General features: G+C 66.3%; 25 protein-coding genes and 1 tRNA gene. 14 read left to right on the plus strand and 12 right to left on the minus strand.

The genetic code is table 11. From position 1 onward, the window contains the following. Positions 1-45: 45 nt before the first annotated feature. Complete coding sequence (locus AC1DFU_RS18495) at positions 46-555, minus strand: DciA family protein (protein WP_092298577.1); 510 nt, start codon at positions 553-555, stop codon at positions 46-48. Positions 556-660: 105 nt separating this feature from the next. Here AC1DFU_RS18495 and AC1DFU_RS18500 point away from each other — a divergent pair, with 105 nt between their 5' ends. From AC1DFU_RS18500 to AC1DFU_RS18525, 6 genes are all read left to right on the plus strand, one after another. After that, positions 661-1,608, plus strand: a complete 948-nt coding sequence (locus tag AC1DFU_RS18500) for a M23 family metallopeptidase (protein WP_092298580.1) — start codon at positions 661-663, stop codon at positions 1,606-1,608. Positions 1,609-1,809: 201 nt separating this feature from the next. After that, positions 1,810-4,602 carry a preprotein translocase subunit SecA gene (gene secA / locus AC1DFU_RS18505; RefSeq protein ID WP_441592203.1) on the plus strand — a complete coding sequence of 931 codons (2,793 nt, stop codon included), beginning with the start codon at positions 1,810-1,812 and terminating at the stop codon, positions 4,600-4,602. A 111-nt stretch (positions 4,603-4,713) separates the two neighbouring features. Next, a complete protein-coding gene (gene argJ, locus AC1DFU_RS18510) occupies positions 4,714-5,940 on the plus strand; it encodes a bifunctional glutamate N-acetyltransferase/amino-acid acetyltransferase ArgJ (RefSeq protein WP_092298587.1) in 1,227 nt (408 codons plus the stop codon). 21 nt (positions 5,941-5,961) lie between these two features. Then, the gene (locus tag AC1DFU_RS18515; protein WP_441592205.1) at positions 5,962-6,861 is read left to right on the plus strand and encodes an ATP-binding protein; all 900 of its coding nucleotides are present in this window, start codon (positions 5,962-5,964) and stop codon (positions 6,859-6,861) included. Next, positions 6,858-7,298 carry an NUDIX domain-containing protein gene (locus AC1DFU_RS18520; protein ID WP_441592207.1) on the plus strand — a complete coding sequence of 147 codons (441 nt, stop codon included), beginning with the start codon at positions 6,858-6,860 and terminating at the stop codon, positions 7,296-7,298. Before AC1DFU_RS18515 ends, AC1DFU_RS18520 begins: the two co-directional genes overlap by 4 nt. 64 nt (positions 7,299-7,362) lie before the next feature. Continuing rightward, a complete protein-coding gene (locus tag AC1DFU_RS18525) occupies positions 7,363-9,405 on the plus strand; it encodes an OPT family oligopeptide transporter (protein WP_441592209.1) in 2,043 nt (680 codons plus the stop codon). 29 nt (positions 9,406-9,434) lie between these two features. Here the strand turns inward: AC1DFU_RS18525 and AC1DFU_RS18530 are convergent, their stop codons facing one another. The 8 genes from AC1DFU_RS18530 to ispB form a co-directional block, all read right to left on the minus strand. Continuing rightward, the gene (locus AC1DFU_RS18530) at positions 9,435-9,626 is read right to left on the minus strand and encodes a DNA gyrase inhibitor YacG (protein ID WP_092298599.1); all 192 of its coding nucleotides are present in this window, start codon (positions 9,624-9,626) and stop codon (positions 9,435-9,437) included. 10 nt (positions 9,627-9,636) lie between these two features. After that, positions 9,637-10,395 carry a cell division protein ZapD gene (gene zapD, locus AC1DFU_RS18535; RefSeq protein WP_092298602.1) on the minus strand — a complete coding sequence of 253 codons (759 nt, stop codon included), beginning with the start codon at positions 10,393-10,395 and terminating at the stop codon, positions 9,637-9,639. Positions 10,396-10,595: 200 nt separating this feature from the next. Further along, positions 10,596-11,204 (minus strand): dephospho-CoA kinase, encoded by a 609-nt coding sequence (gene coaE, locus AC1DFU_RS18540; RefSeq protein ID WP_092298605.1) that lies wholly within the window; start codon positions 11,202-11,204, stop codon positions 10,596-10,598. A gap of 68 nt (positions 11,205-11,272) precedes the next feature. After that, positions 11,273-12,139 carry a prepilin peptidase gene (locus AC1DFU_RS18545; RefSeq protein WP_092298608.1) on the minus strand — a complete coding sequence of 289 codons (867 nt, stop codon included), beginning with the start codon at positions 12,137-12,139 and terminating at the stop codon, positions 11,273-11,275. Positions 12,140-12,142: 3 nt separating this feature from the next. Next, positions 12,143-13,408, minus strand: a complete 1,266-nt coding sequence (locus AC1DFU_RS18550; protein WP_441592211.1) for a type II secretion system F family protein — start codon at positions 13,406-13,408, stop codon at positions 12,143-12,145. Positions 13,409-13,444: 36 nt separating this feature from the next. Then, entirely contained in the window at positions 13,445-15,172 is a 1,728-nt protein-coding gene (gene pilB / locus AC1DFU_RS18555; RefSeq protein ID WP_092298614.1) for a type IV-A pilus assembly ATPase PilB, read from the minus strand. 272 nt (positions 15,173-15,444) lie between these two features. Continuing rightward, positions 15,445-15,521, minus strand: a tRNA-Pro gene (locus AC1DFU_RS18560). 49 nt (positions 15,522-15,570) lie between these two features. After that, entirely contained in the window at positions 15,571-16,500 is a 930-nt protein-coding gene (ispB, locus tag AC1DFU_RS18565; RefSeq protein ID WP_092298617.1) for an octaprenyl diphosphate synthase, read from the minus strand. Between ispB and AC1DFU_RS18570 the strand changes: the two genes are divergently transcribed. The 5 genes from AC1DFU_RS18570 to proB all read left to right on the plus strand — a co-directional run bounded on the left by AC1DFU_RS18570 (position 16,499) and on the right by proB (position 20,075). Beyond that, positions 16,499-16,762 (plus strand): hypothetical protein, encoded by a 264-nt coding sequence (locus AC1DFU_RS18570; RefSeq protein WP_441592213.1) that lies wholly within the window; start codon positions 16,499-16,501, stop codon positions 16,760-16,762. The genes ispB and AC1DFU_RS18570 overlap by 2 nt on opposite strands. 273 nt (positions 16,763-17,035) lie before the next feature. Beyond that, positions 17,036-17,347, plus strand: a complete 312-nt coding sequence (gene rplU, locus AC1DFU_RS18575; protein WP_006576525.1) for a 50S ribosomal protein L21 — start codon at positions 17,036-17,038, stop codon at positions 17,345-17,347. Between the two features lie 53 nt (positions 17,348-17,400). Beyond that, positions 17,401-17,661, plus strand: a complete 261-nt coding sequence (gene rpmA / locus AC1DFU_RS18580; protein ID WP_061955320.1) for a 50S ribosomal protein L27 — start codon at positions 17,401-17,403, stop codon at positions 17,659-17,661. Positions 17,662-17,757: 96 nt separating this feature from the next. Further along, positions 17,758-18,882, plus strand: a complete 1,125-nt coding sequence (gene cgtA, locus AC1DFU_RS18585) for an Obg family GTPase CgtA (RefSeq protein ID WP_441592217.1) — start codon at positions 17,758-17,760, stop codon at positions 18,880-18,882. Positions 18,883-18,956: 74 nt separating this feature from the next. Continuing rightward, the gene (gene proB, locus AC1DFU_RS18590) at positions 18,957-20,075 is read left to right on the plus strand and encodes a glutamate 5-kinase (RefSeq protein ID WP_092298623.1); all 1,119 of its coding nucleotides are present in this window, start codon (positions 18,957-18,959) and stop codon (positions 20,073-20,075) included. A gap of 90 nt (positions 20,076-20,165) precedes the next feature. Here proB and AC1DFU_RS18595 read toward each other — a convergent pair whose 3' ends face one another. Next, positions 20,166-20,729, minus strand: a complete 564-nt coding sequence (locus tag AC1DFU_RS18595) for a CNP1-like family protein (protein WP_092298626.1) — start codon at positions 20,727-20,729, stop codon at positions 20,166-20,168. Further along, positions 20,722-21,432, minus strand: coding sequence for an RNA pyrophosphohydrolase (locus AC1DFU_RS18600; RefSeq protein ID WP_092298629.1), 711 nt, complete (start codon positions 21,430-21,432; stop codon positions 20,722-20,724). Before AC1DFU_RS18600 ends, AC1DFU_RS18595 begins: the two co-directional genes overlap by 8 nt. 185 nt (positions 21,433-21,617) lie before the next feature. On the opposite strand from AC1DFU_RS18600, the gene AC1DFU_RS18605 reads away from it, so the two are divergent. The 3 genes from AC1DFU_RS18605 to AC1DFU_RS18615 are packed head-to-tail and all read left to right on the plus strand — an operon-like array spanning position 21,618 to position 25,041. Then, a complete protein-coding gene (locus AC1DFU_RS18605) occupies positions 21,618-23,339 on the plus strand; it encodes a proline--tRNA ligase (protein ID WP_441592220.1) in 1,722 nt (573 codons plus the stop codon). Between the two features lie 32 nt (positions 23,340-23,371). Further along, positions 23,372-24,127, plus strand: a complete 756-nt coding sequence (locus AC1DFU_RS18610) for a lytic transglycosylase domain-containing protein (RefSeq protein ID WP_092298635.1) — start codon at positions 23,372-23,374, stop codon at positions 24,125-24,127. Continuing rightward, positions 24,124-25,041, plus strand: a complete 918-nt coding sequence (locus AC1DFU_RS18615; RefSeq protein ID WP_441592221.1) for a 2OG-Fe(II) oxygenase — start codon at positions 24,124-24,126, stop codon at positions 25,039-25,041. The genes AC1DFU_RS18610 and AC1DFU_RS18615 overlap by 4 nt, the downstream gene beginning before the upstream one ends. Before the next feature lie 44 nt (positions 25,042-25,085). Here AC1DFU_RS18615 and AC1DFU_RS18620 read toward each other — a convergent pair whose 3' ends face one another. Beyond that, positions 25,086-25,628 (minus strand): hypoxanthine-guanine phosphoribosyltransferase, encoded by a 543-nt coding sequence (locus tag AC1DFU_RS18620; RefSeq protein ID WP_092298972.1) that lies wholly within the window; start codon positions 25,626-25,628, stop codon positions 25,086-25,088. Between the last annotated feature and the right edge of the window lie 22 nt (positions 25,629-25,650).

Raw genomic sequence — 25,650 nt, forward strand, 5'->3', positions numbered from 1 at the left:
ACAACGGCCTCCCTTGGGAGGCCGTTTCTATTTAGTACGGCGGCGTCAGCGGTTGCGATGCCGCGCCAGCAACGCCTCCACCGCTTCCTTCAGCGGCGAGGATTCCAGGCTCTGCGCCAGTTGATCCATGCTGGTCAGCCCCACCGGCGGCAGGTTGGCCGTGCGGGGCTGGCGCGTGACCGGACCGGTGTCCCAATCCCCCCGCCCGACCTCCGGTTGTACCCGTACCCGGATTGCGGTAACCTGCGAGCCCCGCTGTTGCAGCCGGGTAAGCAGGGTCGGCACCACTTGCCGCACCCGCGCAGCCGCCGCGCCATGCGCGGCCAGCAACAGCAATGTCGCTTCCGCCTGCGGGCCCCGGTTGTCATGTTTGACACCGGCCACGGCGATCCCGTCCTGCAGGCCGCGGGGCAGGAGCGACAGGACTTCCGCTTCCAGTGACGCCAGTTCGCGCGCCGTCTGCATGAGCGCCGAAACCGGCCCGGACTTGTTCAGCCAATCGTTGAGTGGCTTGGCAACCGGCGTCTGGAGAGCGTGGTGAGTGAACATGCGCATGCGCGCATTCTAGCGCGCAATCCTGGCCACCGAGAGCCGGGATGCCCCGCCCGCATGCGCGACGAGGCCGGTCGGCCTCTTTTTTGTCGGCGAAGGGGGTAGGTCATGCAAATCATCGTGCTGCATCCGCGTGCGCCGCGGGTGTTCCGTCTTCAGCTCACGCCGTTGCGCGCCGGGCTACTTGCCATCGTGCTGTGCCTGCTCGTGGCCGCCGCATCTTCCGCTATCACCTGGTATGTCGCCCGTGCCCAGCCGGGCGCCGAGGCCTCCGGACAGGCGCGCGACAACGCCTACCTGCGCGCCAACCTCGCCGTGCTGGCTGCCCGCGTCGGCGAACTCCAGGCCCAGATGGTCCGGCTCGATGCGCTCGGCGAGCGCGTGTCCGGCCTGGCCGGCATCGCGCCGCAGGACTTCGACTTCCGCCATCGCCCGGCCCGGGGCGGCCCCGCCGCGGTCGAGCGATCCACCGCGCTGACCCTACCCGACCTGCGCGACGAACTGGCCCGGCTCGGCAAGCAGGCCGACCATCGCGTCGATTTCTTCGATGTGATCGAAGGGGCACTAATCGACCGCCAACTGCGCGAGCGCCGCACGCCGAGCGTGATGCCGGTGGCGGTGGGCTACGATGGCTCGAGCTTCGGCGCCCGCATCGATCCGTTCTCGGGCCGGCGCACCCGGCACGATGGTGTGGATTTCGTCGCCCCGATTGGTACGCCGATCGTCGCGGCGGCCGGCGGGGTGGTCGTGGCGGCCGAGTGGCACCCCGAGTACGGCAACATGATCGACATCGACCATGGCAACGGGCTCAAGACCCGCTATGCGCATGCGTCGAAGTCGCTGGTGAAGGTGGGCGATCTGGTCCGCGCGGGGCAGGAAGTGGCGCGCGTGGGCAGCACGGGCCGGTCCACCGGCGCGCACCTGCACTTCGAGGTTCACGTCAACGGCGTGCCGCGTAACCCGATCGGGTTCCTGACCGCCGCCGCGCCGAACCCGGCCCCGGCACCGGCCATTGCCACGGCGCCCGTGCCGACCGATCGCACTGCCATCCGCTAACTGCGCGGAACATTGAAGGCGGCGGGAGAGTCCCAACCTGTCGAAGGTGGTCTGGCGGCTGTTGCGCCAGCGCAGAAGGAGCCTGTTTGGGTCCCGGCCACGACACCGCCACATGATAAACTCGGCGTTTTGCGCCAATCCACCCATTCCTCGCCGTCGTCCAAGCTGTATCCGGGCCGCGCGCGCAGGGGAAAGCACTCGATGATCACGGGCCTTCTCAAGAAAGTCTTCGGCAGCCGCAACGAACGGCTGATCAAACAATATCGCGGCATGGTCGTGAAGATCAACGCGCTGGAGCCGAAATTCGAACAGCTTTCGGACGACGACCTGCGCGGCATGACCCAGACCTTCCGCCAGCGCCACGCGGGCGGCGAATCGATTGACGCGCTGTTGCCGGAGGCGTTTGCCGTCTGCCGCGAGGCCAGCAAGCGCGTCATGAAGATGCGCCACTTCGACGTGCAGCTGATCGGCGGCATGGTCCTGAACGACAACAAGATCGCCGAAATGCGTACCGGCGAGGGCAAGACGCTGACCGCCACGCTGGCCGTGTACCTCAATGCCATTACCGGCAAGGGCGTGCACGTGGTGACCGTGAACGACTATCTGGCCCAGCGCGATGCCGAGTGGATGGGCCGCCTGTACAACTTCCTGGGGCTGTCGGTGGGGGTCAACCTCTCGCAGATGCCTCATGACGAGAAGCAGCGCGCCTATAACTCGGACATCACCTACGGCACGAACAACGAGTTCGGCTTCGACTACCTGCGCGACAACATGGTCTACGACCCGTCGCAGCGCGTGCAGCGCCCGCTGCACTACGCGATCGTCGACGAAGTGGACTCGATCCTGATCGATGAGGCGCGTACGCCGCTGATCATCTCGGGTCAGGCCGAGAACCAGACCGACCTGTACCAGCGCATGAACGGCATTCCCAAGCTGCTCGTGCGCCAGATCGGCGAGGAAAAGGCCGACGGCACCGGCGTGGAGACGCCCGGCGACTACTACGTCGACGAGAAGGGCCATCAGGTCTACCTGACCGAGGCCGGCCACGAGAAGGCGGAAGAGATCCTGAACCAGCAGGGCCTGATCGGCGAGGGCGAATCGCTCTACGCGCCGCAGAACATCACGCTGATGCACCACCTGTACGCCGCCCTGCGCGCGCACAGCCTGTTCCACCGCGACCAGCACTACGTGGTGCAGAACGACGAAGTGGTGATCGTCGATGAATTCACGGGCCGCCTGATGACGGGCCGCCGCTGGTCCGACGGCCTGCACCAGGCCGTGGAAGCCAAGGAAGGCGTGACGGTCCAGCAGGAAAACCAGACGCTGGCGACCATCACCTTCCAGAACTACTTCCGCATGTACGAGAAGCTGGCCGGCATGACCGGTACGGCGGACACGGAAGCGTACGAATTCCAGGAAATCTACGGCCTCGAGGTCGTGGTGATCCCAACCAACCGCCAGGCCCAGCGCAAGGACCTGCAGGACCAGATCTACAAGACGTCGAAGGAACGCTACGACGCTGTGGTGCGCGACATCCGCGACTGTTTCGAGCGCGGCCAGCCGGTGCTGGTGGGCACGACGTCGATCGAGACGTCCGAGTACCTGTCGGACCTGCTGAACAAGGAAAAACTGCCCCACCAGGTGCTGAACGCCAAGCAGCACGAGCGCGAAGCCGAGATCGTGGCCCAGGCGGGCCGCCCCAAGATGATCACGATCGCCACGAACATGGCCGGTCGCGGTACCGACATCGTGCTGGGCGGCAACGTGGAGAAGCAGGCCGGCTTCATCGAGATCGACGCAAGCCTGTCGGACGCCGACAAGGCCGCCCGCATCGCCCAGCTCAAGGACGAATGGCAGTCTCTGCACGATCAGGTCAAGGCCGCCGGCGGCCTGCATATCGTCGGCACCGAGCGCCATGAGTCGCGCCGGATCGACAACCAGCTGCGTGGCCGTGCCGGCCGCCAGGGTGACCCGGGTTCGTCGCGCTTCTACCTGTCGCTGGACGACCAGCTGCTGCGCATCTTCGCCGGCGACCGCGTGCGCGCGATCATGGAACGGCTGAAGATGCCCGAAGGCGAGCCGATCGAGGCTGGCATCGTCACGCGCTCGATCGAATCGGCGCAGCGCAAGGTGGAAGGCCGCAACTTCGACATCCGCAAGCAGCTGCTCCAGTACGACGACGTGGCCAACGACCAGCGCAAGGAGATCTACAAGCTCCGCAACGACGTGCTGGAATCGAACGACGTCGGCGAGATGGTGGGCAACCTGCGCGAGAGCGTGCTGGTGGAGCTGTTCCGCGACCACGTGCCGGCCGAGACCATGGAAGAACAGTGGGACATCGCCAGCCTGGAAACGCGCCTGCGCGACGACTGGGGCCTGGACGTGCCGCTGGCCAAGACCATCGAGGGCGCCCAGAGCATCGAGGATGAAGAACTGCTGAATCTGGTGATGACCACGGCGCGCGAAACCTACGACGCCAAGGTCAACCAGGTGGGCCGGGAGTCGTTCGCAGGCTTCGAGCGCTCGGTCATGCTCCAGAGCATCGACACGCACTGGCGCGAGCATCTGGCCGCGCTGGACCACCTGCGCCAGGGTATCCACCTGCGCGGCTATGCCCAGAAGGACCCGAAGCAGGAGTACAAGCGCGAGTCGTTCGAACTGTTCGCGCGCCTGCTGGACGTGATCAAGAGCGAAGTCACCCGCGTGATCTTCAATGTGCAGATCCAGTCGCCGGAGCAACTCGAGCAGGCTTCGGAGCAGATTGAGGAAGGGCTGGCGCATCTGGAGAACGTGCAGTACAAGCACGACGAGTTTGCCGAACGCGCCGAGCCGGTGGAAGACGCCTCGCTGGCGCGCCGTGGCACCGCGCAGGCGGCCATGGCCGCGATGGGCGCGGACATGGCGGTGGCCGGCATGCCGAAGGTTGGCCGTAACGATCCGTGCCCGTGCGGATCGGGCAAGAAGTTCAAGCAGTGCCACGGCAAGCTTAGCTGAGCCGGGGACCCTCTCCCTCTCCCGCGACATCGTCCGGGAGAGGGGAGTCACAGACCGCACAATGCCCGCGCCAAGCGGGCATATTTGTCAGATGCAACCAAGGAGCCGCACATGCCCGTGAACCTGCCGCTGCCCCAGGCAGAGAATTTGAAATCCGTTGCCGGCGTGGAGCTGGGTTGGGCCGAGGCGGGCATCCGCAAGGCCAATCGCAAGGATGTGCTCGTGGTCCGCGTGGCCGAAGGCAGCACCGTGGCCGGCGTGTTCACGCAGAACCGCTTCTGCGCCGCGCCGGTGCAGGTTTGCCGCGAGCACCTCGCCACGGGCCCGGGCATCCGCGCGCTGGTGGTCAACACCGGCAATGCCAACGCCGGCACCGGCGAACCGGGCCTGAAGGCCGCGCGCGCCACGTGCGACGCCCTGGCCGCCCAGCTTGGCATCGCCGCCAACCAGGTGCTGCCGTTCTCAACTGGCGTGATCCTGGAGCAGCTTCCGGTCGATCGCCTGACCGCCGCGCTGCCGGCTGCCATCGCCAATGCGCGCGCCGACAACTGGCTGGCCGCCGCCGAGTCGATCATGACCACCGACACGCAGCCCAAGGCCGCGTCGCGCACGGTGCAGATCGACGGCAAGACGGTCACGCTGTCCGGCATCAGCAAGGGCGCCGGCATGATCCGCCCGAACATGGCGACCATGCTCGGCTTCATCGCGCTGGACGCCGCCGTGGCGCAGCCGGTGCTCCAGGCACTGGTTTCGCACGCCGCCGACCATTCGTTCAACAGCATCACCATCGATGGCGATACGTCGACCAATGACTCGTTCGTGCTGATCGCCACGGGCAAGGCTGGCGTGTCCATCGACCGCGCCGACGGCCCGGCCTTCGCCGCGCTGCGCGACGCCGTGACGTCGCTGGCGCAGGAACTGGCCCAGATGATCGTGCGCGATGGCGAGGGTGCCACCAAGCTGATGACGATTCACGTGGAAGGCGGCAACAACGTGGCCGAATGCCGCCAGATCGCCTACGCGGTGGCGCATTCGCCGCTGGTCAAGACCGCGTTCTACGCCTCGGACCCCAACCTGGGCCGCATCCTGGCCGCCGTGGGCTATGCCGGTGTGAACGACCTCGACGTCGATCGCGTGAACCTGTGGCTCGATGACGTCTGGGTGGCCCGCGACGGCGGCCGCAACCCCGACTACCGCGAGGAAGACGGCCAGCGCGTGATGAAGCAGGCCGAGATCACCGTGCGCATCGCGCTGGGCCGCGGCAACGCCGAAGCCACCGTGTGGACCTGCGACCTCTCGCACGACTACGTGTCGATCAACGCCGACTATCGTTCGTAATTTTCTGAATTCGCCCCTGCCATGTCTGACCTTGCTGCCCGCCTCGATAGCTTTCTCGCCCGACTGGAACAATGGCTGCCGCCGCAACTGAGCGACGCGGACTGGCAGGAGGCGGTAGCGTTCCGCTGGCGCAAGCGTCAGAGCCTGTTCGGCAATATCGGCTATCTGCAGGCGATCAAGCAGCTTCCGCCGATCTATCTGGACGATCTCAAGAACATCGAGCGCCAGAAGGACGCCATCGTCGCCAATACGCGCCAGTTCGTGCAGAAGCTGCCGGCCAACAACGTGCTGCTGACCGGCGCGCGTGGCACCGGCAAGTCGTCGCTGATCAAGGCCTGCCTGAACGCGTACGTGAAGCAAGGGCTGCGGCTGGTGGAGGTGGACAAGGACGATCTGGGCGACCTCGGCGATATCGTCGAACAGCTGGCCCAGCGGCCCGAGCGCTTCGTGATCTTCTGCGATGACCTGTCGTTCGAGGAAGGCGAGTCGGGCTACAAGTCGCTGAAGTCCGCGCTGGACGGCTCGGTGGCCGCCCAGTCGGACAACGTGCTGATCTACGCCACGTCCAACCGCCGCCACCTGCTGCCCGAGTACATGAAGGACAACGAGACCTACCAGCACACGGCCGATGGCGAAATCCATCCGGGCGAGGTGGTCGAGGAGAAGATCTCGCTGTCCGAGCGCTTCGGGCTGTGGCTGTCGTTCTATCCGCCCAAGCAGGACGAGTACCTGGCCATCGTCGGCCATTGGCTGGGGCACTTCGGCTGCAGCGCCGAAGACATTGCCGCCGCGCGTGGCGATGCGCTGGTCTGGGCGCTGGAGCGCGGTTCGCGCTCGGGCCGGGTGGCGTGGCAGTTCGCGCGCGACTGGGGTGGCAAGCACGGCAAGCCGTTCGTGGCCGACGTGGAACCCCAGGCATGAGCGGCGCTGGCACGGTAGTAGCCCCGGACGGCCAGGCGCGGCCGGTCACCGAGGTGGCCGTCGGCGTGCTGGTGCGGCCCGATGGCCGCTTCCTGCTGGCGCAGCGCCCGGCGGGCAAGCCGTACGAGGGCTACTGGGAATTCCCGGGCGGCAAGCTGGAGCCGGGCGAGACCGTCGAGGCTGCGCTGGCGCGCGAGCTGCACGAGGAACTCGGCCTCGATGTCACGCGCAGCGAGCGCTGGCATACGCTCGAACATGACTACCCGCACGCCTATGTGCGGCTCTATTTCTGCAAGGTCACCGACTGGGTTGGCCAGCCGGTCGGTCGCGAAGGCCAGGCGTTCTCGTGGCAGTACGCCCCGGTCGATGTCGGCCCGCTGCTGCCGGCGACGATCCCCGTCGTGGCATGGCTCGCAGAGGAGCGCCCCACGCCCTGAGTGGCCGCATGCCAGTCCCGTCGCCCCCGTCACCAGAAGTTGAACAACAAACACTGGAGGCCCAATGCAACGTGTCGACCGCATCGACGATGCCATCTCCCTGCCCGAGCTGACGCTGCGCGGCATCATCCTGGGCGCGCTGATCACCGTGGTGTTCACCGCGTCCAACATCTACCTCGGCCTGAAAGTCGGCCTGACCTTCTCCTCCGCCATTCCAGCCGCCGTGATTTCGATGGCCGTGCTGCGGCTGTTTCCGGGCGCCAATATCCTCGAAAACAACATGGTGCAGACGCAGGCGTCCGCCGCGGGCACCTTGTCGTCGATCATCTTCATCCTGCCGGGGCTGGTCATGCTCGGCCACTGGCAGGGATTTCCGTTCTGGCAGACGCTGTCGATCTGCGCGGCGGGCGGCATGCTCGGCGTGATTTTCAGCATTCCGCTACGTCACGCGATGGTCGTAAAGAGCGACCTGCCGTACCCCGAGGGCGTCGCGGCTGCAGAGATCCTGCGCGTGGGCAGCGCCAGCGAGGCGCCCGGCGAGGCCAAGCAGGCCACCGGACTGGCCGATCTGCTAGCCGGCGGCGTGGCGGCGGGGCTGTTCAGCTTCGCCGCGGGCGGGCTGCGCGTGCTGGCCGAAGGGGCCAATGCGTGGCTGGCGGCGGGCGCGTCGGTGGTGCGGCTGTCGATGGGGTTCTCGCTGGCGCTGGTCGGTGCCGGGTATCTGGTCGGCATCGTCGGCGGGCTGGCCATGCTGCTGGGCCTCGTGCTCACATGGGGCGTGGCCGTGCCGTGGCTGACCGCGATTACGCCGATGCCGGCTGGCGCCACGCTGGCGAGCTTCGGCACCTCGGTCTGGAGTACGCAGGCACGCTTTATCGGTGCCGGCACGATCGGGATTGCCGCGATCTGGACGCTCGCCACGTTGTTCAAGCCGATGGTCGAGGGCGTGCGGGCGTCGATGGGTGCGCTGCGCGGGAACAGTGCCGGACAAGGTGCCGGGCAGGGCGGCGAGATCCCACGGACCCAGCGCGACCTGCCGGCGGTCTGGATCGGCGCCATCACGCTGGTGCTGCTCGCGGTGCTGGCGGTCACGTTTGGCCATTTCCTCGCCCCGTCGCCGCTCGAAGACGGCGCGATGTGGCGGCTCGTGGCCTGCGCCGTGCTGTTCGCCTTCGTGTTCGGCTTCCTGGTGGCGGCCGCCTGCGGCTATATGGCGGGGCTGGTCGGCTCGTCTGCCAGCCCGATCTCGGGCATCGGCATCATCGCCGTGATCCTGGTGTCGCTGCTGATCCTCGGCGTGGGCACGCTCGATGGGCTGATGGGCACGCCGGAGGGCGGCAAGTTCGCGATTGCGCTGGCGATCTTCACGACGTCGGCGGTGGTGGCGGTGGCGTCCATCGCCAACGACAACCTCCAGGATCTGAAGACCGGCTGGCTGGTCGGCGCCACGCCGTGGCGCCAGCAGGTAGCGCTGCTGATTGGCTGCGCCGTGGGCGCGGCGGTGATTCCGCCGGTGCTGGAACTGCTCTACAACGCGTACGGCTTTGCCGGCACGCTGCCCCGGGCCGATATGGACCCCGGCCAGGCGCTCGCGGCGCCGCAGGCCACGCTGATGACGGCCATCGCCACGGGCATTTTCACGCACCAGCTCAACTGGACCATGATCCTGATCGGCGTGGCGCTGGGCGTGGTGCTGATTGCCATCGACGAAATGCTGCGCCGCCGGGGCGGTGTGGCGCGCCTGCCCGTGCTGGCGGTGGGCATCGGCATCTACCTGCCGCCGACCATCAGCTCCGCGCTGGTGGTGGGCGCGGTGCTGTCGTGGTGGCTGCTGCGGGCCGAGCGCCGCCGCGCCGAGGCGCGCGGCGATGACGTGACGCTGGCGGTGGCGCACGCCGAGCGGCGCGGCACGCTGCTGGCGTCGGGGCTGATCGTCGGGGAGAGTCTGGTCGGCGTGGCGCTGGCGGCCATCATCGGCCTGTCCGGCAAGGAGGCGCCACTGGCGCTGGTCGGCGCAGGGTTTGCCACCACGGCCGAGTGGCTGGGGCTGGCGGTCTTCGTGCTGGTCTGCGTGGGGTTCTGCCGGCGCGTGCTGGCGACGCGGTAGGGCGCGGAGGAGGGGGCGCCGGGCGCCGCTCAGTCTTCCTCTTCTTCAGGCAGGTCCGCCGAGGGCGTCTCGCCGGGCTTGCCGCCGATCACATACTTCTCGGCCGCCCAGGCGCCAAGGTCGATCTGCTTGCAGCGGTCGGAACAGAAGGGACGGAACTTGTTTTCCTGCACCCACGGCACATCCTTGCCGCAGGTGGGACATTTGACGACGGCTGGCATCGGGAAGACTTCAGAAATTGCAGAGCTTGAGCAGGAACGGGATGTCGGCATCGACCGAACGCGGTCGCATGTCGCCGTCCTGCTGGGTGAAACGGACCCAGAGCATGTACTTGTTGGCGCTCATCTCGGGAATGAAGGCCAGCAGCGAGTCGTCGAGGTAGACCTGCATCAGCTGGTAGCTGCGGCCCGACAGCATCTGCTGGTAGCTGCCGCCCGTGGCGATGACTTTGCCGCTCTGGCCGGACTCGCGCAGCAGCCGCAGCACGATCGACGTGCCCATGCGCAGCGACGTGAGCGGGCGCGCCCACTTGAGGATATCAGCCTGACGGTCCTCGGCGGGGCGGTGCTGCCACGCGAAGTAGGCCGGCAGGTCGAATTCGCAGGTGCCGCCCGGGATGATGGCGCGGCTGCGGATGCTCGTGAGCCACTCGTTGTCGGCCAGCAGCTGGCCGGCCTTGCCCACGGTCTGGTTCAGCGCGGTAATGCCCTGTTCGATCTCGGCGATGACGTTGGCCAGCGCGTCCTGGTCGATCTGCGGATTGGCGCGCAGCGGCGAGAGCGCCTGGCGCTGGCGCTCCAGTTCCTTGATCAGGTCAGTCTTGAGGTCGGCGCGGCCGGCCACATCGATGATCTCGAAGATCGTCGTAATGGCCACGTGATGCTGCTGGGGGTGATCCTGCCCGAGGAAATAATCCAGCCGATCGAACAGGTCTTCCAGGCGCAGGAGCGTCCTGATGCGTTCGTTGAAAGGATATTCGTACAGGATCAAGGGAGGTATCCGTGCTGCGCGCCGAGGGGCCGGAAGCCGAAAGGCAGATTCAATCGAGTGCCCGAGGTCGGCGGTCTGGCGGAACTTCGGAAAATCCGTCAGTTAGCACGCTTTTCCCGGCATGTTCAGCGCATTCTATGCGAGTCGCGCCTCAAGGACAAATGCAATCTGCCCGTGCGGCGTACTCGGGGCGCGCCACGCTAGCCGGCGTGCTGACGATAGTAGGCGTCGAGCCGTTCCACCTGGGGCGCGAGGGCCTCGGGCGGGCCGTCGTTGTCGATCACATCATCGGCCACGGCCAGCCGCGCGGCGCGCGTGGCCTGCCGGGCCATGATCGCCAGCACCTGCGCGCGCGTGAAGCCGTTGCGCGCCATGACGCGGGCGATCTGCGTCTCTTCCTGGCAATCGACCACCAGCACGCGGCCCACGCGGGCGCGCCAGGTGCCGGATTCCACCAGCAGCGGCACCACATAGATCAGATACGGATGCTGGCCGCCCGCACGGACGGCGGCGGCGCGCGACTCGGTCAGCGAGCGGATCAGCGGATGGGTGATGCCTTCGAGCGTGGCCTTGGCCGTGGGGTCCGAGAAGACCAGGGCGCGCATGGCGTCGCGGTCCATGGCGCCGTCCGGGCGCAGGCAGCCGGGGCCGAATGCCGCCACCAGCGGGCCGATGGCGGCGCCGCCGGGCGCGGTAATCTCATGCGCGAGCAGGTCAGTGTCGATCAGCGCGGCGCCGCGCGCGGCAAACATGTCGGCAACGCGGGTCTTGCCGGAGCCGATGCCGCCCGTGAGTCCGATTTCCAGCATGGAGAAGCGTGTCGGTAGCGTGGAGGAATGGCGCCAACGATACCAGCTTTCCGGGCAGCGGCTGTCGGTCAGCGGCTGAAGGTCAGCCCCAGCGGCAGCACATCGGCGCCAAAGAACAGCACGATCAGCCCTGCGCCGGCGATGAACGGCCCGAACGGGAACGGCGTCTCGCGGCCCTGGCGCCGCACAACCAGCAGCACGATGCCGAACACCGCGCCCACCACCGACGACAGCAGCACCAGCGCCGGCAGCGCCTGCCAGCCGAACCAGGCGCCCAGCGCGCCCATCAGCTTGAAATCGCCGTAGCCCATGCCTTCCTTGCCGCGCACGAGCTTGAACAGCCAATAGACACTCCACAGCAGCAGGTAGCCGGCGGCGGCGCCAATCACGGCATCGGCCAGCGGCGCGAAGGCGCCGTTCAGGTTCAGCAGCAGCCCGAGCCAGAGCAGGGGCAGCGTGATCTGGTCTGGCAGCAGCTGGGTGTCGGCGTCGATCATGGTCAGCGCGACCAGGCTCCAGACCATGACGATCGCGGCCAGCGCCTGCACGGTCGGCCCGAAATGCCACATCGCCAGCCCGGTCAGCACGGCCGTGGCCAGCTCCACCAGCGGATAGCGGACACTGATCGGCGCCTTGCAGGCCGAGCATTTCCCCCGCAGGAACAGGTAGCTGACCACCGGCACGTTTTCCCAGGCGGCGATCTGGTGGCCGCAGTGCGGGCAGGCCGAGCGCGGCACCATGAGGTTGTAGCGGTCCGGGTGGGGCAGCGGCTCGTCTCGTAGTTCGGCCAGATAGTTGGCCTCGTCGTATTCCATCATCCGGGGCAGGCGATGGATCACCACGTTGAGGAAACTGCCCACCAGCAGGCCAAGCAGGCCGGCCGCCACGATCAGGAACAGCGGCGGCACGGCTTCAAGCGCGGATACAGCCTGCATCGGTCACACCACCTGGCCCAGCTTGAAGATCGGCAGGTACATCGCCACCACCATGCCGCCAATCAGCACGCCCAGGATCACGATGATCAGCGGCTCGATCAGGCTGGAGATGGCCGCCACGGCGTCATCGACCTCGCGCTCGTAGAATTCCGCCACCTTGAGCAGCATGTTGTCCAGCGCGCCGGACTCCTCGCCGATCTGCGTCATCTGAAGCACCATGTTGTCGAACACGTGCGTGGCCTGCATCGCGTTGGTCAGGCTGGTACCGATCCGCACGGCCTGTTCGATTTCCCGGGTGGCATCGAAATACAGCCAGTTACCGGCGGCGCCGGCCACGGATTCCATCGACTCCACCAGCGGCGTGCCGGCGGCGAACATCGTGGCCAGCGTGCGGGTCCAGCGCGCGATCACGGCCTTGCGGAACAGGCTGCCGAAGATCGGCAGCTTCAGCAGCGCCTTGTCGTGCCAGCGCTGGACCTTTTCCGAGGTCTTGCGCGCCCGGAGGTAGAAGATGATCGAGGCAATCGGTATCCCGATCACCAGATACCAGTACGTGACGAAGAAGTCGGACATGTTGATCACGACCATCGTCGGCGCGGGCAGGGCGGCGCCGAAGCTCGAGAACACGCCCTTGAACGCCGGAATCACGAACAGCATCAGCACCACGGTCACGGCGAAGGCCACGCAGAGCACCGAGATCGGGTAGATCATCGCGGACTTGATCTGGCTCTTCAGCGCGATCGTCTTTTCCATGTAGAGCGAGAGGCGCTCCAGCAGGGCGTCGAGAATACCGCCCTGTTCACCGGCGTCGATCAGGTTGCAGTACAGCGTGTCGAAGTACTTCGGCTGGCGCCGGAACGCAGTGGCCATGCTGCTACCGGCCTCGATGTCGAAGCGGATGTCGGACAGCAGCTGCGTGAAGTTGGGGTTGGCGTGGCCGCGCGCGATGATGTCGATCGATTGCAGCAGCGGAATACCGGCCTTGAGCATCGTCGAGAGCTGACGCGTGAAGTACGCGATGTCCTTCTCGGTGATCTTCTTGCCGCGCGCCGCCTTGCGCTTCTTCATCTTGACGACGGTCAGGCCCTGCTTGCGCAGCGTCGCGACGACCTCCGCCTGGCTTTCGGCCCGTTGCTCGCCCTTGAAGCCCTTGCCCTTCCGGTCCTTGGCTTCCCATTCGAAGATGTACTGCGTGGGCGCCTTCCGCCCTGATTTGGCCCGCGACGGCGCTGCCGTCCGGGCGCCCGCCGCTGGTGCGCGCGTCGCCATGATTTGACCCCCGACTAATGTCTATTGACTATTGTTTTACGTATTGGTGGTCGCCAGCACTTCTTCGAGTGACGTGACGCCCTGTTTGACCTTGAGCAGGCCAGATTCCCGCAAAGATAGCACGCCGTCCCGGCGCGCCTGCTCGGCGATTTGCAGCGCCGTGCCGTGCGACAGAATGATCTGCTGCATCGCTTCCGTGATCGGCATGACCTGATAAATACCGCAGCGGCCCTTGTAGCCGCTGCCGTTGCAGCGCTCGCAGCCCACCGGGTGGTAGGGCTGCCAGCTGCCGTCCGTGTCGGCCTCGGTGAAGCCGGCGTCGAGCAGGGCCGGCTTGGGAATATCGCCGGCGCGCTTGCAGGTGCAGAGCCGGCGCGCCAGCCGCTGCGCCGTGATCATCAGCACCGAGGACGCGATGTTGAACGGCGCCACGCCCATGTTCATCAGGCGCGTGAGCGTGGTCGGGGCGTCGTTGGTGTGCAGCGTGGAGAGCACCAGGTGGCCCGTCTGGGCGGCCTTGATCGAAATATCGGCGGTTTCCAGGTCACGGATTTCGCCGACCATGATGATGTCCGGATCCTGCCGCAGGAACGACTTCAGCGCCGCCGCGAAGGTCAGGCCGGCCTTGTCGTTCACGTTCACCTGGTTGATACCGGGCAGCTGGATTTCCGCCGGATCCTCCGCCGTGGAAATGTTGATGTCGCCCTGGTTCAGCATGTTCAGGAACGTATAGAGCGACACCGTCTTGCCGCTGCCGGTGGGGCCGGTGACCAGCACCATCCCGTACGGCCGCTTGATCACCTCCAGCAGCAGCGCCTTCTGCGCGGGCTCGTAGCCGAGCTGGTCGATGTCGAGCTTGTCGGACGAGGATTCCAGAATCCGCATCACGATCTTCTCGCCGAACAGCGTGGGCAGCGTGGAGACGCGGAAGTCGATCGCTTTCTCGATGACCTCCTTGGCGTCCTTGTCCTTGGGCAGCGAGAGCAGCAGCTTCATGCGGCCGTCCTGCGGCACGCGCTTTTCCGAGATGTCCAGGCGCGACAGCACCTTGATGCGGGTGGCGACCTTGTCGCGGATGTCGAGCGGCGGGCGTGCCACTTCCTGCAGCACGCCGTCCACGCGGAAGCGCACGCGGTAGAAGAACTCGAACGGTTCGAAGTGCAAGTCCGACGCGCCGCGCTGGAACGCCTCGGTCAGCAGCTTCTGGAGGAAGCGCACCACGGGGGCGTCGTCGATCTCGTTGCCCGGCCCGCCCTTGCGGACGCCGGCCGCGGCCGCCACCGGATCGTATTCGATCATCTTGGTGGCGGTGGGCGTCACGGGCGAGATGTTCTTCATCGTCCCGAGCGCCTCGCCGGCGGCGCGCACGTGCTTCATCAGCTTGTCGTGCTCCACCACCACGGTTTCCACCGGCAGGTTGAATTTCTGCTTGATGGCGTCCACGCCGGCCTGGTTGGTCGGGTCGGACAGCGCCACGATGAGCCGGTTCTCACGGCGGCCCAGGGGCAGCAGGCGGTGGGCGTGGAATTCGCGATTGCCGGCCAGCGCGGGCGGCACGCGATTGAGGTTGTACTGGGCCAGATCGAGCAGCGGTAGCTGGTACTTGTCGGCGGCGAAGATCGCCACGTCGTGGGCAGACATGGTGCCGCTGCCGATGATCTCGTCAATCAGCTGCGACTTCTTCTCCCGGGCCGATTGCTCGAGCTGCGCGAGTAGCGCGGGGGCGATCCGTCGGCTCTGGGCGAGCGCAAGGCCTAGTGTCATGGCGAAATACGAGCGATAAGCGCGCGATCGGATGAAGCCGGCCGGCGGCGCGTTTGACTGCGGCGGGATCGGGTGCAGAGGGTCCCGGACCGGGGCAGTTTGCCGCCGGGGTCACTTTTTGTAAAGCGACGGGGCGGGCGCGTTGGCGTTTGCGCGACACGTCCGCAACCCTACTTGCGCGGGGGAGGGGGAAGGGGGGCGGGAAACGAAAAAGCCGCACATTGCTGTGCGGCTTTTTCGTGGACATCACGCTGGCGCATGACATCGAAATCTGGTCGGGGTGAGAGGATTCGAACCTCCGGCCTCTACGTCCCGAACGTAGCGCTCTACCAGGCTAAGCTACACCCCGATTTCTTGTTACTGCTAGGGTTTTTTCGCGCTGACTTGTCGGTGCGTTGTTACGACTGACGTTGCAGCGAGAAAGCACACAAGTGTATCAGCGTTTCCTTCAGTTGGGAAGGGGGAAATTGCATTGCCGCCTTTTCCGCGGCTTCTGCTTCGCGCTGCGCGGCGGCAAACGTCACCTCCAGCGCGCCGCTGGCATGGATGGCCGAGAAGACTGCATCAAAGTGTTCCGTGCCGCCCTGGACGATGGCCTCGCGCGCGAGTTCGCGCTGTTCTGCGGTGCCGTGCTCGAGCAGGTGGAGCAGCGGCAGCGTGGGCTTGCCCTCGCGCAGGTCGTCGCCGGCGTTCTTGCCCATCTGCTCGGCGCTGGCCGTGTAGTCGAGCATGTCGTCGATCAGCTGGAATGCCGTGCCGATGCGGCGGCCGTACTCGGCCGCGGCTTCTTCCATGGCGGGGTCCGCGCCGGCCAGCACCGCGCCCAGTTCGGCCGAGGCTTCGAACAGCTTGGCGGTCTTGTAGCGGATCACCTGGAGGTAGCGCTCCACGGTCACGTCCGGGTCGTGCATGTTCAGCAACTGCAGGACCTCGCCCTCGGCAATCACGTTGGTCGCATTGGAGAGGATCTCCATGATGCGCATGCTGCCGGCCTCGACCATCATCTGGAAGGCGCGCGAATAGAGGAAGTCGCCCACCAGTACGCTGGCTGCGTTGCCGAACACCGCGTTGGCGGTCTGGCGGCCACGGCGCAACTCGGATTCGTCCACCACGTCGTCGTGGAGCAGCGTGGCGGTGTGGATGAACTCCACCACAGCGGCGAGTTCGTGATGGCGATGGCCCTCGTAGCCGAACGCGCGCGCCGAAAGCAGCAGGATGACCGGACGCAGCCGCTTGCCGCCCGCGCCGATGATGTATTCGCCGATCTGCTCGATCAGGGGCACTTCAGAAGACAGGCGGCGCCGGATGACGGCATCGACGGCGCGCATGTCGGCAGCGACCGGGGCAAGCAAGGCAGTGGCGGAAGACTGGGACAAGATGGAATCACCGGTTCGCAAAACCGGTGGATTATATGCGATCGCGGTGTCGCCATGGCCGCTTGCATGCGGCCAGAACGGCCCAGAAGGGGCGGCGCCTATCTATAATGACGGCATGAACAAGGCCCCTGCCTCCCGCAGGCAGGTCCGCCGCACCGCCTGGTGGGTGGCGTTTGCCGCCCTTGCCGGGTTCCTGCTCGCCGACCTGATCTGATCCGCATTCCGGCGCGAAGTGCGCCAGTCGCCGCTGCGCAACGCTCCGGCAGGCTATGTATTTGTTTCCGTTGGCTTTTCTTTGACCTTTCCGTATCGCGCCCTTTGCGCTTTCTGGAAAACTGGTCTACAATCGCCGGTTCCTTCGGTTGGTTTGCGCTGTATACGGCGAGCCGCCGGACGGCAAAGCAGCAAGTCGGCGCACGAAACGGCGCCGGTCCCGTGAAATACCGGGGCAGCATTCAACGTTTCATTCACATCGAGAGGTTCGACAATGTACGCGGTCGTAAAAACCGGCGGCAAGCAATACAAGGTTGCTGCTGGCGAAAAACTTAAAGTAGAACAGATACCGGCAGACATTGGCGCAGAAATCACGCTGGACCAGGTGCTCGCAGTGGGCGCCGGCGACCAAATCAAGTTTGGTACGCCGCTGGTGAGCGGGGCTTCCGTCAAGGCTACCGTGATCTCCCAGGGTCGTCACGACAAGGTGAAGATCTTCAAGATGCGCCGTCGCAAGCACTACCAGAAGCGCCAGGGCCATCGTCAGAATTACACCGAACTGCGCATCGAAGCCATCGTTGCCTGAGCATTGCTCGGACAACAGGTATTCAACGCAATCAGGTAAACAGGAGTTAAGACATGGCACAGAAAAAAGGCGGCGGTTCCACGCGGAACGGCCGTGATTCGGAATCGAAGCGTCTGGGCGTGAAGGTGTACGGTGGCCAGGCCATCAACGCCGGCGGCATCATCGTTCGCCAACGCGGCACTCGCGTGCACGCTGGTGATAACGTGGGTATCGGCAAGGACCACACCCTGTTCGCACTAGTGGACGGTCACGTGCAGTTCGCCGTCAAGGGCGCTGCCAAGAAGCAGCAAGTCAGCGTCGTTCCGGCGGCCTGATAACAGCCTTTGCAGCCCGAAGGCCCCGCAACACTTGCGGGGCCTTTTCATTTCTGGCATGAATAAAGCCGGCCCGATCCATCTGGGAAGACCAATATGAAGTTCATCGACGAAGCCCGAATCGAGGCGATTGCCGGCAATGGCGGCAACGGGAGTGCGTCGTTCCGGCGCGAGAAGTTTGTGCCCTTCGGTGGCCCCGATGGCGGTGACGGCGGGCGGGGCGGCAGCGTGTTCGCGCAGGCCGACCGCAATATCAACACCCTGATCGACTACCGCTACTCCAAGAAGCACGTGGCCCGTAACGGCGAGAACGGCCGTGGCGCGGATTGCTACGGCGCTGCCGGCGAGGACGTCACGCTGCGCATGCCGGTCGGTACGCTGATCATGGACATGGACACCGGCGAGGTCATCGCCGACCTGACCGAGCACGGCCAGACCGTGTGCCTGGCCGAAGGCGGCATGGGCGGCTGGGGCAACCTCCACTTCAAGTCGAGTACCAACCGCGCGCCGCGCCAGCAGGTCGACGGCAAGCCCGGCGAGCGCCGCATGCTGCGGCTCGAACTCAAGGTGCTGGCCGACGTGGGCCTGCTCGGCATGCCGAACGCGGGCAAGTCGACGTTCATCTCGCATATCTCGAACGCGCGTCCCAAAGTGGCCGACTATCCGTTCACGACGCTGCATCCGAACCTCGGCGTGGTCCGTGTGGACCACGAGCAATCGTTCGTGGTGGCGGACATTCCCGGCCTGATCGAAGGCGCCGCCGAAGGTGCCGGGCTGGGTCACCAGTTCCTGCGCCACCTGCAGCGCACGGGCCTCTTGCTGCACATTGTGGACATCGCCCCGTTCGACGAGAACGTCGATCCGGTGGCCGAGGCGCGTGCCATCGTCAACGAATTGAAGAAGTACGACGAAACGCTGTACGAGAAGCCGCGCTGGCTGGTGCTGAACAAGCTCGATGTGGTGCCGGATGAAGAGCGCGCCACGCGCATGAAGGACTTCGTCAAGCGCTACAAGTGGAAGGGGCCCGTGTTCCACATTTCGGCGCTGACTGGCGAGGGCTGCCGTGAGCTGATCTACGCGATCAAGGACCATCTGGCCGCGATCAAGGCCGAAGAGGCCGCCGCGCTGGCCGAGCCCGATATCCGTCTGGACGACCGCCTGCACAACGTGGCGCCCGATGCCGGCGCTGGCGATCAGGGTGATCAGGGCAACCAGGCCTGACGCCTTGCGGCGAGGGCTAGCCAGTACCGCAGAATAACCAGAACACCCCGGCACCCGGAGACAGGATCCTCGCCATGCAATCGGTCATCGCCCAGGCAAAACGCATTGTCGTCAAGGTAGGCTCGAGCCTGGTCACCAATGATGGGAAGGGGCTGGACCACGACGCCATCGCGCGCTGGGCAGCCCAGATCGCCAAGCTGCGCGGCGCCGGCAAGGAAGTGGTGCTGGTCAGCTCCGGCGCCATCGCCGAAGGCATGCAGCGCCTGGGCTGGGTGCGCCGGCCCAAGGAAATCCACGAATTGCAGGCCGCTGCCGCCGTCGGGCAGATGGGGCTGGCCCAGGTCTACGAAAGCCAGTTCGGGCGCTACGGCATCCGCACCGCGCAGGTGCTGCTGACCCACGCCGACCTGGCCGACCGGGAACGCTACCTGAACGCGCGCTCCACGCTGCTGACGCTGCTCTCGCTCGGCGTGGTGCCGATCATCAACGAGAACGATACGGTCGTGACCGACGAAATCAAGTTCGGCGACAACGACACGCTGGGCGCGCTCGTCACCAACCTGATCGAAGGCGACGCACTGGTCATCCTGACCGACCAGCGCGGGCTGTACACGGCCGATCCGCGCAAGGACCCGAACGCCAGGTTCGTGGACGAGGCGCTGGCCGGCACGCCGGAACTGGAAGCCATGGCGGGCGGTGCCGGGACGTCGATCGGGCGGGGCGGCATGCTGACCAAGATCCTGGCGGCCAAGCGCGCGGCGAAGTCCGGCGCCCACACCACCATCGCCTCGGGCCGTGAGGCCGACGTGCTGGGCCGGCTGGCCGAAGGCGAGGCCATCGGCACCCAGTTGCTGGCGCCGACCGGCCGCCTGACCGCGCGCAAGCAGTGGATGGCAGATCACTTGCAGCTGCGCGGCCGGGTGGTCATCGATAACGGTGCGGTGGAGAAGTTGACCAGCGGCGGCAAGTCGCTGCTGCCGATTGGCGTGGTGGAGGTGCAGGGCGAATTTGCGCGTGGCGAGGTGATCGCCTGCGTGAGCCCGGCTGGCCACGAGGTGGCGCGCGGCATCACCAACTATTCGAGCGCCGAGGCGCGGCTGATTGCCCGCAAGCCTTCGTCCGAGATCGAATCGGTGCTGGGCCACCTGAACGAGCCGGAGCTGATTCACCGGGACAACCTCGTACTCGTCTGATTTCTGACGACAAACCGAGGCAAGATGAAGCAAAACGGCGAGGCCCCAGGGCCTCGCCGTTTTGCATTCCAGCCTTGCCGAAGCGCCGGGTTAGCGGCGCGGCGCGTAGGCGCGCAGGTCCTTGATCATCTTCTCCGGGCTGCCGGCCACGGTGCGGCCTTCGCAGAAGAAGTCGGTGGCCAGCGCGGCCGGGTAGGCGTTGCGGGCGCGGGTTTCCATCCGATACCAGGTGTCGCGGTCGTCGGCCCGGTTCGGAATCCAGGCCGTGGCGCCCTGCGGCAGGGTGGCGTAGAGCTTGCGCTCGAACGCGTCGCAGCGCATGCCTTCGTAGTTCACATTGCGTCCGCCGCCGGGGCTGGTGATGACCACGGTGAAGCGCACCACCTTGTCCGGGCCCACGCTGATGGACTTGCTGTCCACTGCGAAGCGGAAATCCCCGCTGCCGTTGACCGAGAACGGAATCAGGTCCGCTTCCTGGGGCAGCGCCGGCAGGCCGGTGTCGGCCTCCTTGAATACCTTTTCCTCGAACGGGTTGACCCAGGTGGACTCTTCCTCGGGCAGGCCCTTGCTGGTGGTCTTGCAGCCGGCCAGCGCCAGGCAGGCGGCGGCGAGCAACAGACCGGCGCGCACGCGCCGGCCGGTGAAACTAGTCATCGGAACTCCGTTGGGTAGGTGCCGGGCTGGCCGGCGAAGCGGGCACGGCTTCCTGGATCGCCGTGGCGGCGGTCTCAGGCACGACGCCGGACACAGCCATTGGCTCTTCCGGGCGTGCGTCGTCCCCATGCCGGCCCTCGCCGCCATGGTGCCCGTTGTGGCCAGGATGGCCGTGATTCCCGTGGAAACCATGGTGACCATGGGTGCCATAGGGACTCAGCGGCGCGCGGCCACGATTCAGGAAGCGCGACAACTCGGTCAGCGCCATCTGGTAGACATCGCGCTTGAATTCGATGACCGCGTCCAGCGGCACCCAGTACTGGCTCCAGCGCCAGGCGTCGAATTCGGGATGGTCCGTGGCACGCAGGTGGATGTCGCAATCGCGGCAGACCATGCGCAACAGGAACCAGATCTGCTTCTGGCCCTTATAGTGGCCGCGGATTTCGCGGCGGATGAACTTGTCCGGCACCTCATAACGCAACCAGTCGCGCGTGCGACCGACGATCCTGACGTGCTCCGGAAGCAGGCCGACTTCTTCCTGCAGCTCGCGGTACATGGCCTGTTCCGGCGTTTCGCCGTACTTGATGCCGCCCTGCGGAAACTGCCAGGAGTGTTCGCCGATTCGCTTGCCCCAGAAAACCTCGTTGCGTGCGTTGATGAGGATGATGCCGACGTTCGGGCGAAAGCCTTCACGATCGAGCATGACTGCACCTCGAATCCTTTAGAATTACGTCGATTATAAAGGAAGCGCGCGGGTCGGCCTGACGCCGGGAATGCTGGTTTTCCCCGAGCGGGAAGGGCAGTTTCCGGCGCGTCCCGCCAAATGAAATGCCGCGCCTGGCCAGGCCGGCGCTGCCGGGCACTGCCCGACTCACGAGAAAGCAACGGATGAAAGCCTCGCAATTCTTCATTTCCACCCTCAAGGAAGCCCCCGCCGACGCGGAAATCGTGTCGCACAAACTCATGATGCGGGCTGGCATGATCAAAAAGGTCGGCGCCGGCATCTACAGCTACATGCCGGTGGGGCTGCGCGTGATCCGCAAGGTGGAGAACATCGTCCGCGAGGAAATGAACCGCGCCGGCGCCCTGGAACTGTCGATGCCCGTGATCCAGCCGGCCGAACTCTGGCAGGAGACCGGCCGCTGGGACAAGATGGGCCCCGAGCTGCTGCGCCTGAAAGACCGCCACGAGCGCGATTTCGTCATGCAGCCGACTTCCGAGGAAGTGGTTACGGACATCGCCCGCAGCGACATCCGCAGCTACAAGCAGCTCCCGGTGAACTTCTATCAGATTCAGACCAAGTTCCGCGACGAGCGCCGGCCCCGCTTCGGCATCATGCGTGGCCGCGAGTTCACCATGAAGGACGCCTATTCCTTCGACCGGGACCTGGACGGCCTGAAGGGCTCGTACCGCAACATGTACGACACCTACACGCGCATCTTCCAGCGTTTCGGCCTGGAATTCCGCGCTGTGGCGGCCGATAACGGCGCCATCGGCGGCTCGGGCTCGCACGAGTTCCACGTGATCGCCGATACCGGCGAGGACGCCATCGTCTACTGCCCCACCTCGGAATACGCCGCCAACATGGAAGCCGCCGAGGCGCTGACGCTGGACGCCGCCCGTCCCGCGCCGGCCGAGGCCATGGCCAAGACCCACACCCCGGGCAAGGCCAAGTGCGAGCACGTCGCCGAATTCCTGAACATGCCGCTGGTGCGCACGGTGAAGTCGATCGTGCTGGCCAAGGACACCGACGCCGGCGCCGAGATCTGGCTGCTGCTGTTGCGTGGCGACCACGAACTGAACGAGGTCAAGGCGTCGAAGGTGCCGGGCCTGCTAGATTTCCGTTTCGCGACCGAGAACGAGATCGTCGACACCTTCGGCTCGCCCCCCGGCTACCTCGGCCCGATCGGCACGAAGAAGCCGGTGAAGCTGGTGGCGGACCGCACGGTGGCCAACATGGCCGATTTCTGCTGTGGCGCCAATGACCGCGACTACCACTACACTGGCGTGAACTGGGGCCGCGACCTGCCCGAGCCGATCGTGGCGGACCTGCGCAACGTGGTGGCCGGCGACGCCTCGCCGGACGGCAAGGGCACGCTGGAGATCTGCCGGGGCATCGAGGTGGGCCACGTGTTCATGCTCGGCACCCGGTATTCCGAGTCGATGAGCGCCACCTACCTCGACGAAAACGGCAAGACCCAGCCGATGCAGATGGGCTGCTACGGCATTGGCGTGACGCGGATTCTTGGCGCTGCCATCGAACAGAACTACGATGAGCGCGGCATCATCTGGCCGGCCGCCATCGCCCCGTTCGCGGTGGTGGTCTGCCCGGTCGGCTACGACCGCAACGAAGCTGTGCGCGCGGAAGCCGACCGCATCCATGCCGAGCTGCTGGCGGCCGGTGTCGATGTGATCCTGGACGACCGTGGCGAGCGCCCCGGCGTGATGTTTGCCGACTGGGAACTGATCGGCGTGCCGCACCGTGTGGTGGTGGGCGACCGTGGCCTGAAGGAAGGCAAGGTCGAATACCAGGGCCGCCGCGACGCCCAGGCCACCCCGGTGGCCGTGGCTGACGTGGTGGGCCATGTGCGCACCCAGCTGGCCAGCTGAAATCCGCTGTTGAAGTAAGGAAAAGGAAGCCGATGCACGCGTCACGCCTGTTCACCCCCCGCCGCTGGTCCGTGCTGGCCGGCGGCCTGCTGCTGGCCGTCGCGGCGGCCACGGCCCATGCGGGGGCGCAGAAGGAGGAGGCGCTGGCCGACTCCGTGCGCGGCGCGCTGGCGGCGGCCATTGCCGATGGCAGGCCCGTCCGCCCGGCGTTCGCCTCGGGCGGCGAGCGGCTCGGCTACCTGAAATGGCTGGGCGAGATGTCGCGCCGGCTCGAATCCCGGATTCCCGAGCCGCAGATCCGCGTGGAACTGATCGAGACGGTCTACTACGAGGCCAAGCGGGCCGGGCTGGAGCCGTCGCTGGTGCTCGGGCTGGTCCAGGTGGAAAGCGGCTTCCGGAAATATGCGATCAGCTCGGCCGATGCACGTGGGCTGATGCAGGTCATGCCGTTCTGGGTGCGTACCATCGGCGACAGCGACGTGCGCAAGCTGTTCCACCTCCAGAGCAACCTGCGCTACGGCTGCACCATCCTGCGCCACTACCTGGACCGCGAGAACGGCGACCTGTTCCTGGCGCTCGGCCGCTACAACGGCAGCCGGGGCCGGCCGGAGTACCCGAACGCCGTGCTGGGCGCGTGGAAGCGCTGGCAGTATTCGGAATCGACGGTGACGATCGCCGGCGACCCGGGCGCAGCCGCCGTGCCGCCGCCGGCCACCTCGCGCCGCCTGCCGCCGGAGTCCCCCGCGCGCAACCCGTTTTCGCCGCAGCGACTGGCCAATCCGTCATGACATTCGACTCCCGCACCGACGCTGCCGGGGCCGCCGGGCAGGGCTACCACGCCTCCTCGCCGGAACTGGAGCGCTGGCTGGCCCGCCATATCAAGCAGGGATTCAACGCCGATGCGCTGGTGCTGTCGATGCAGCGCGCCGGCTACGACGCGACCTTCGCCCGGGCCATGGTGGCCGATGCGCTGGGCCAGCCGCACCCGGCCACCACCGACGCCACCAAGGCGCCCGCCGCCCGGGTACGGCCGAAGTCCGACATGGTGGGCCCGGACCCCGCCGGCAACGCCATCCGCGACGCGGGCCGGGACATCCCGGTGCTGTTCCGCATCGAGGCGCCGCGCGTGATGCTGCTCCAGGGCCTGTTCAGCGAGGCCGAGTGCGACGCCCTGGTGGCGCTCTCGCGTGACCGCATGCAGCGCTCGTCCGTCGTCAATCCCGCCACGGGTGACGAGAACGTCCACGAGGCCCGTACCAGCACCGGCGCGATGTTCCAGGTCGGCGAGCACCCGCTGCTCGAAGTGCTGGAGGCACGCATCGCCGCCGTGACCGGCGTGCCGATGGAGCACGGCGAGGGCTTCCAGGTGCTCAACTACAAGCCTGGCGCCGAATACCAGCCGCACTACGACTATTTCAATCCGAAGAATCCGGGCGAGGCGCGCCAGATGGCCGTGGGCGGCCAGCGCGTGGCCACGCTGGTGATCTACCTGAACAGCACGCCGGCCGGCGGCGCCACCACCTTCCCGCGAATCGGGCTGGATGTGGCCCCGGTCAAGGGCAATGCTGTGTTTTTCAGCTACAAGCTGCCGGACGGCACGCTGGACGACCGCACGCTGCACGGCGGCATGCCGGTGGTGTCAGGGGAGAAGTGGATTGCCACCAAGTGGCTGCGCGAGCGGCCGTACCGGGTCGGAAGCTGAGTCCGACGGACGGCCGCGCGCCGTAAATCAGGCCAGTCCGGGAGTCAGACCAGCGCGCGGATGGCGCCGAGGTTGCGCCAGTAGCCCTTCACATCCATGCCGCAGCCGAAGACGTAGCGGTCTGGCACCTTGAAGCCGCAGAAGTCCGGGTGCATCGGCTTGGCCTTGAGCAGGGTCTTCTCGCACAGCACGGCGGCGTGGAATTCCTTGGCGCCCATGTCGAGAATGCGCTCGCGGATGGCCGCCATGGTCTCGCCTTCGTCGAGGATGTCGTCCAACACCAGCACCACCCGGTCCTTGACCGACTCGCGCGGCGCCACGCGCCATTGCATCTCGCCGCCCACCGTCTTGTTGTTGTAGCGCGACAGGTGGATGTAGTCGAATTCCAGCGGAAACTGCAGCTTCGGCAGCAGCATGCCGGTGAAGACCACCGCGCCGCCCATCACCGACAGCACGAGCGGGAAGGCATCGCCCATGCGCGCGGTGATGTCATCGGCCATGCGGTCCAGCGAATCCTGCACTTCCGCGGCGCTAACGATTTCCTCGGAGCTGGCCCAGAGTTCGCGGGCCTGGTCTGCGGTCATCATCATGTCTCTGTCCTTATATCTG

The sequence above is a fragment of the Cupriavidus sp. 10L45 genome (assembly GCF_056395225.1).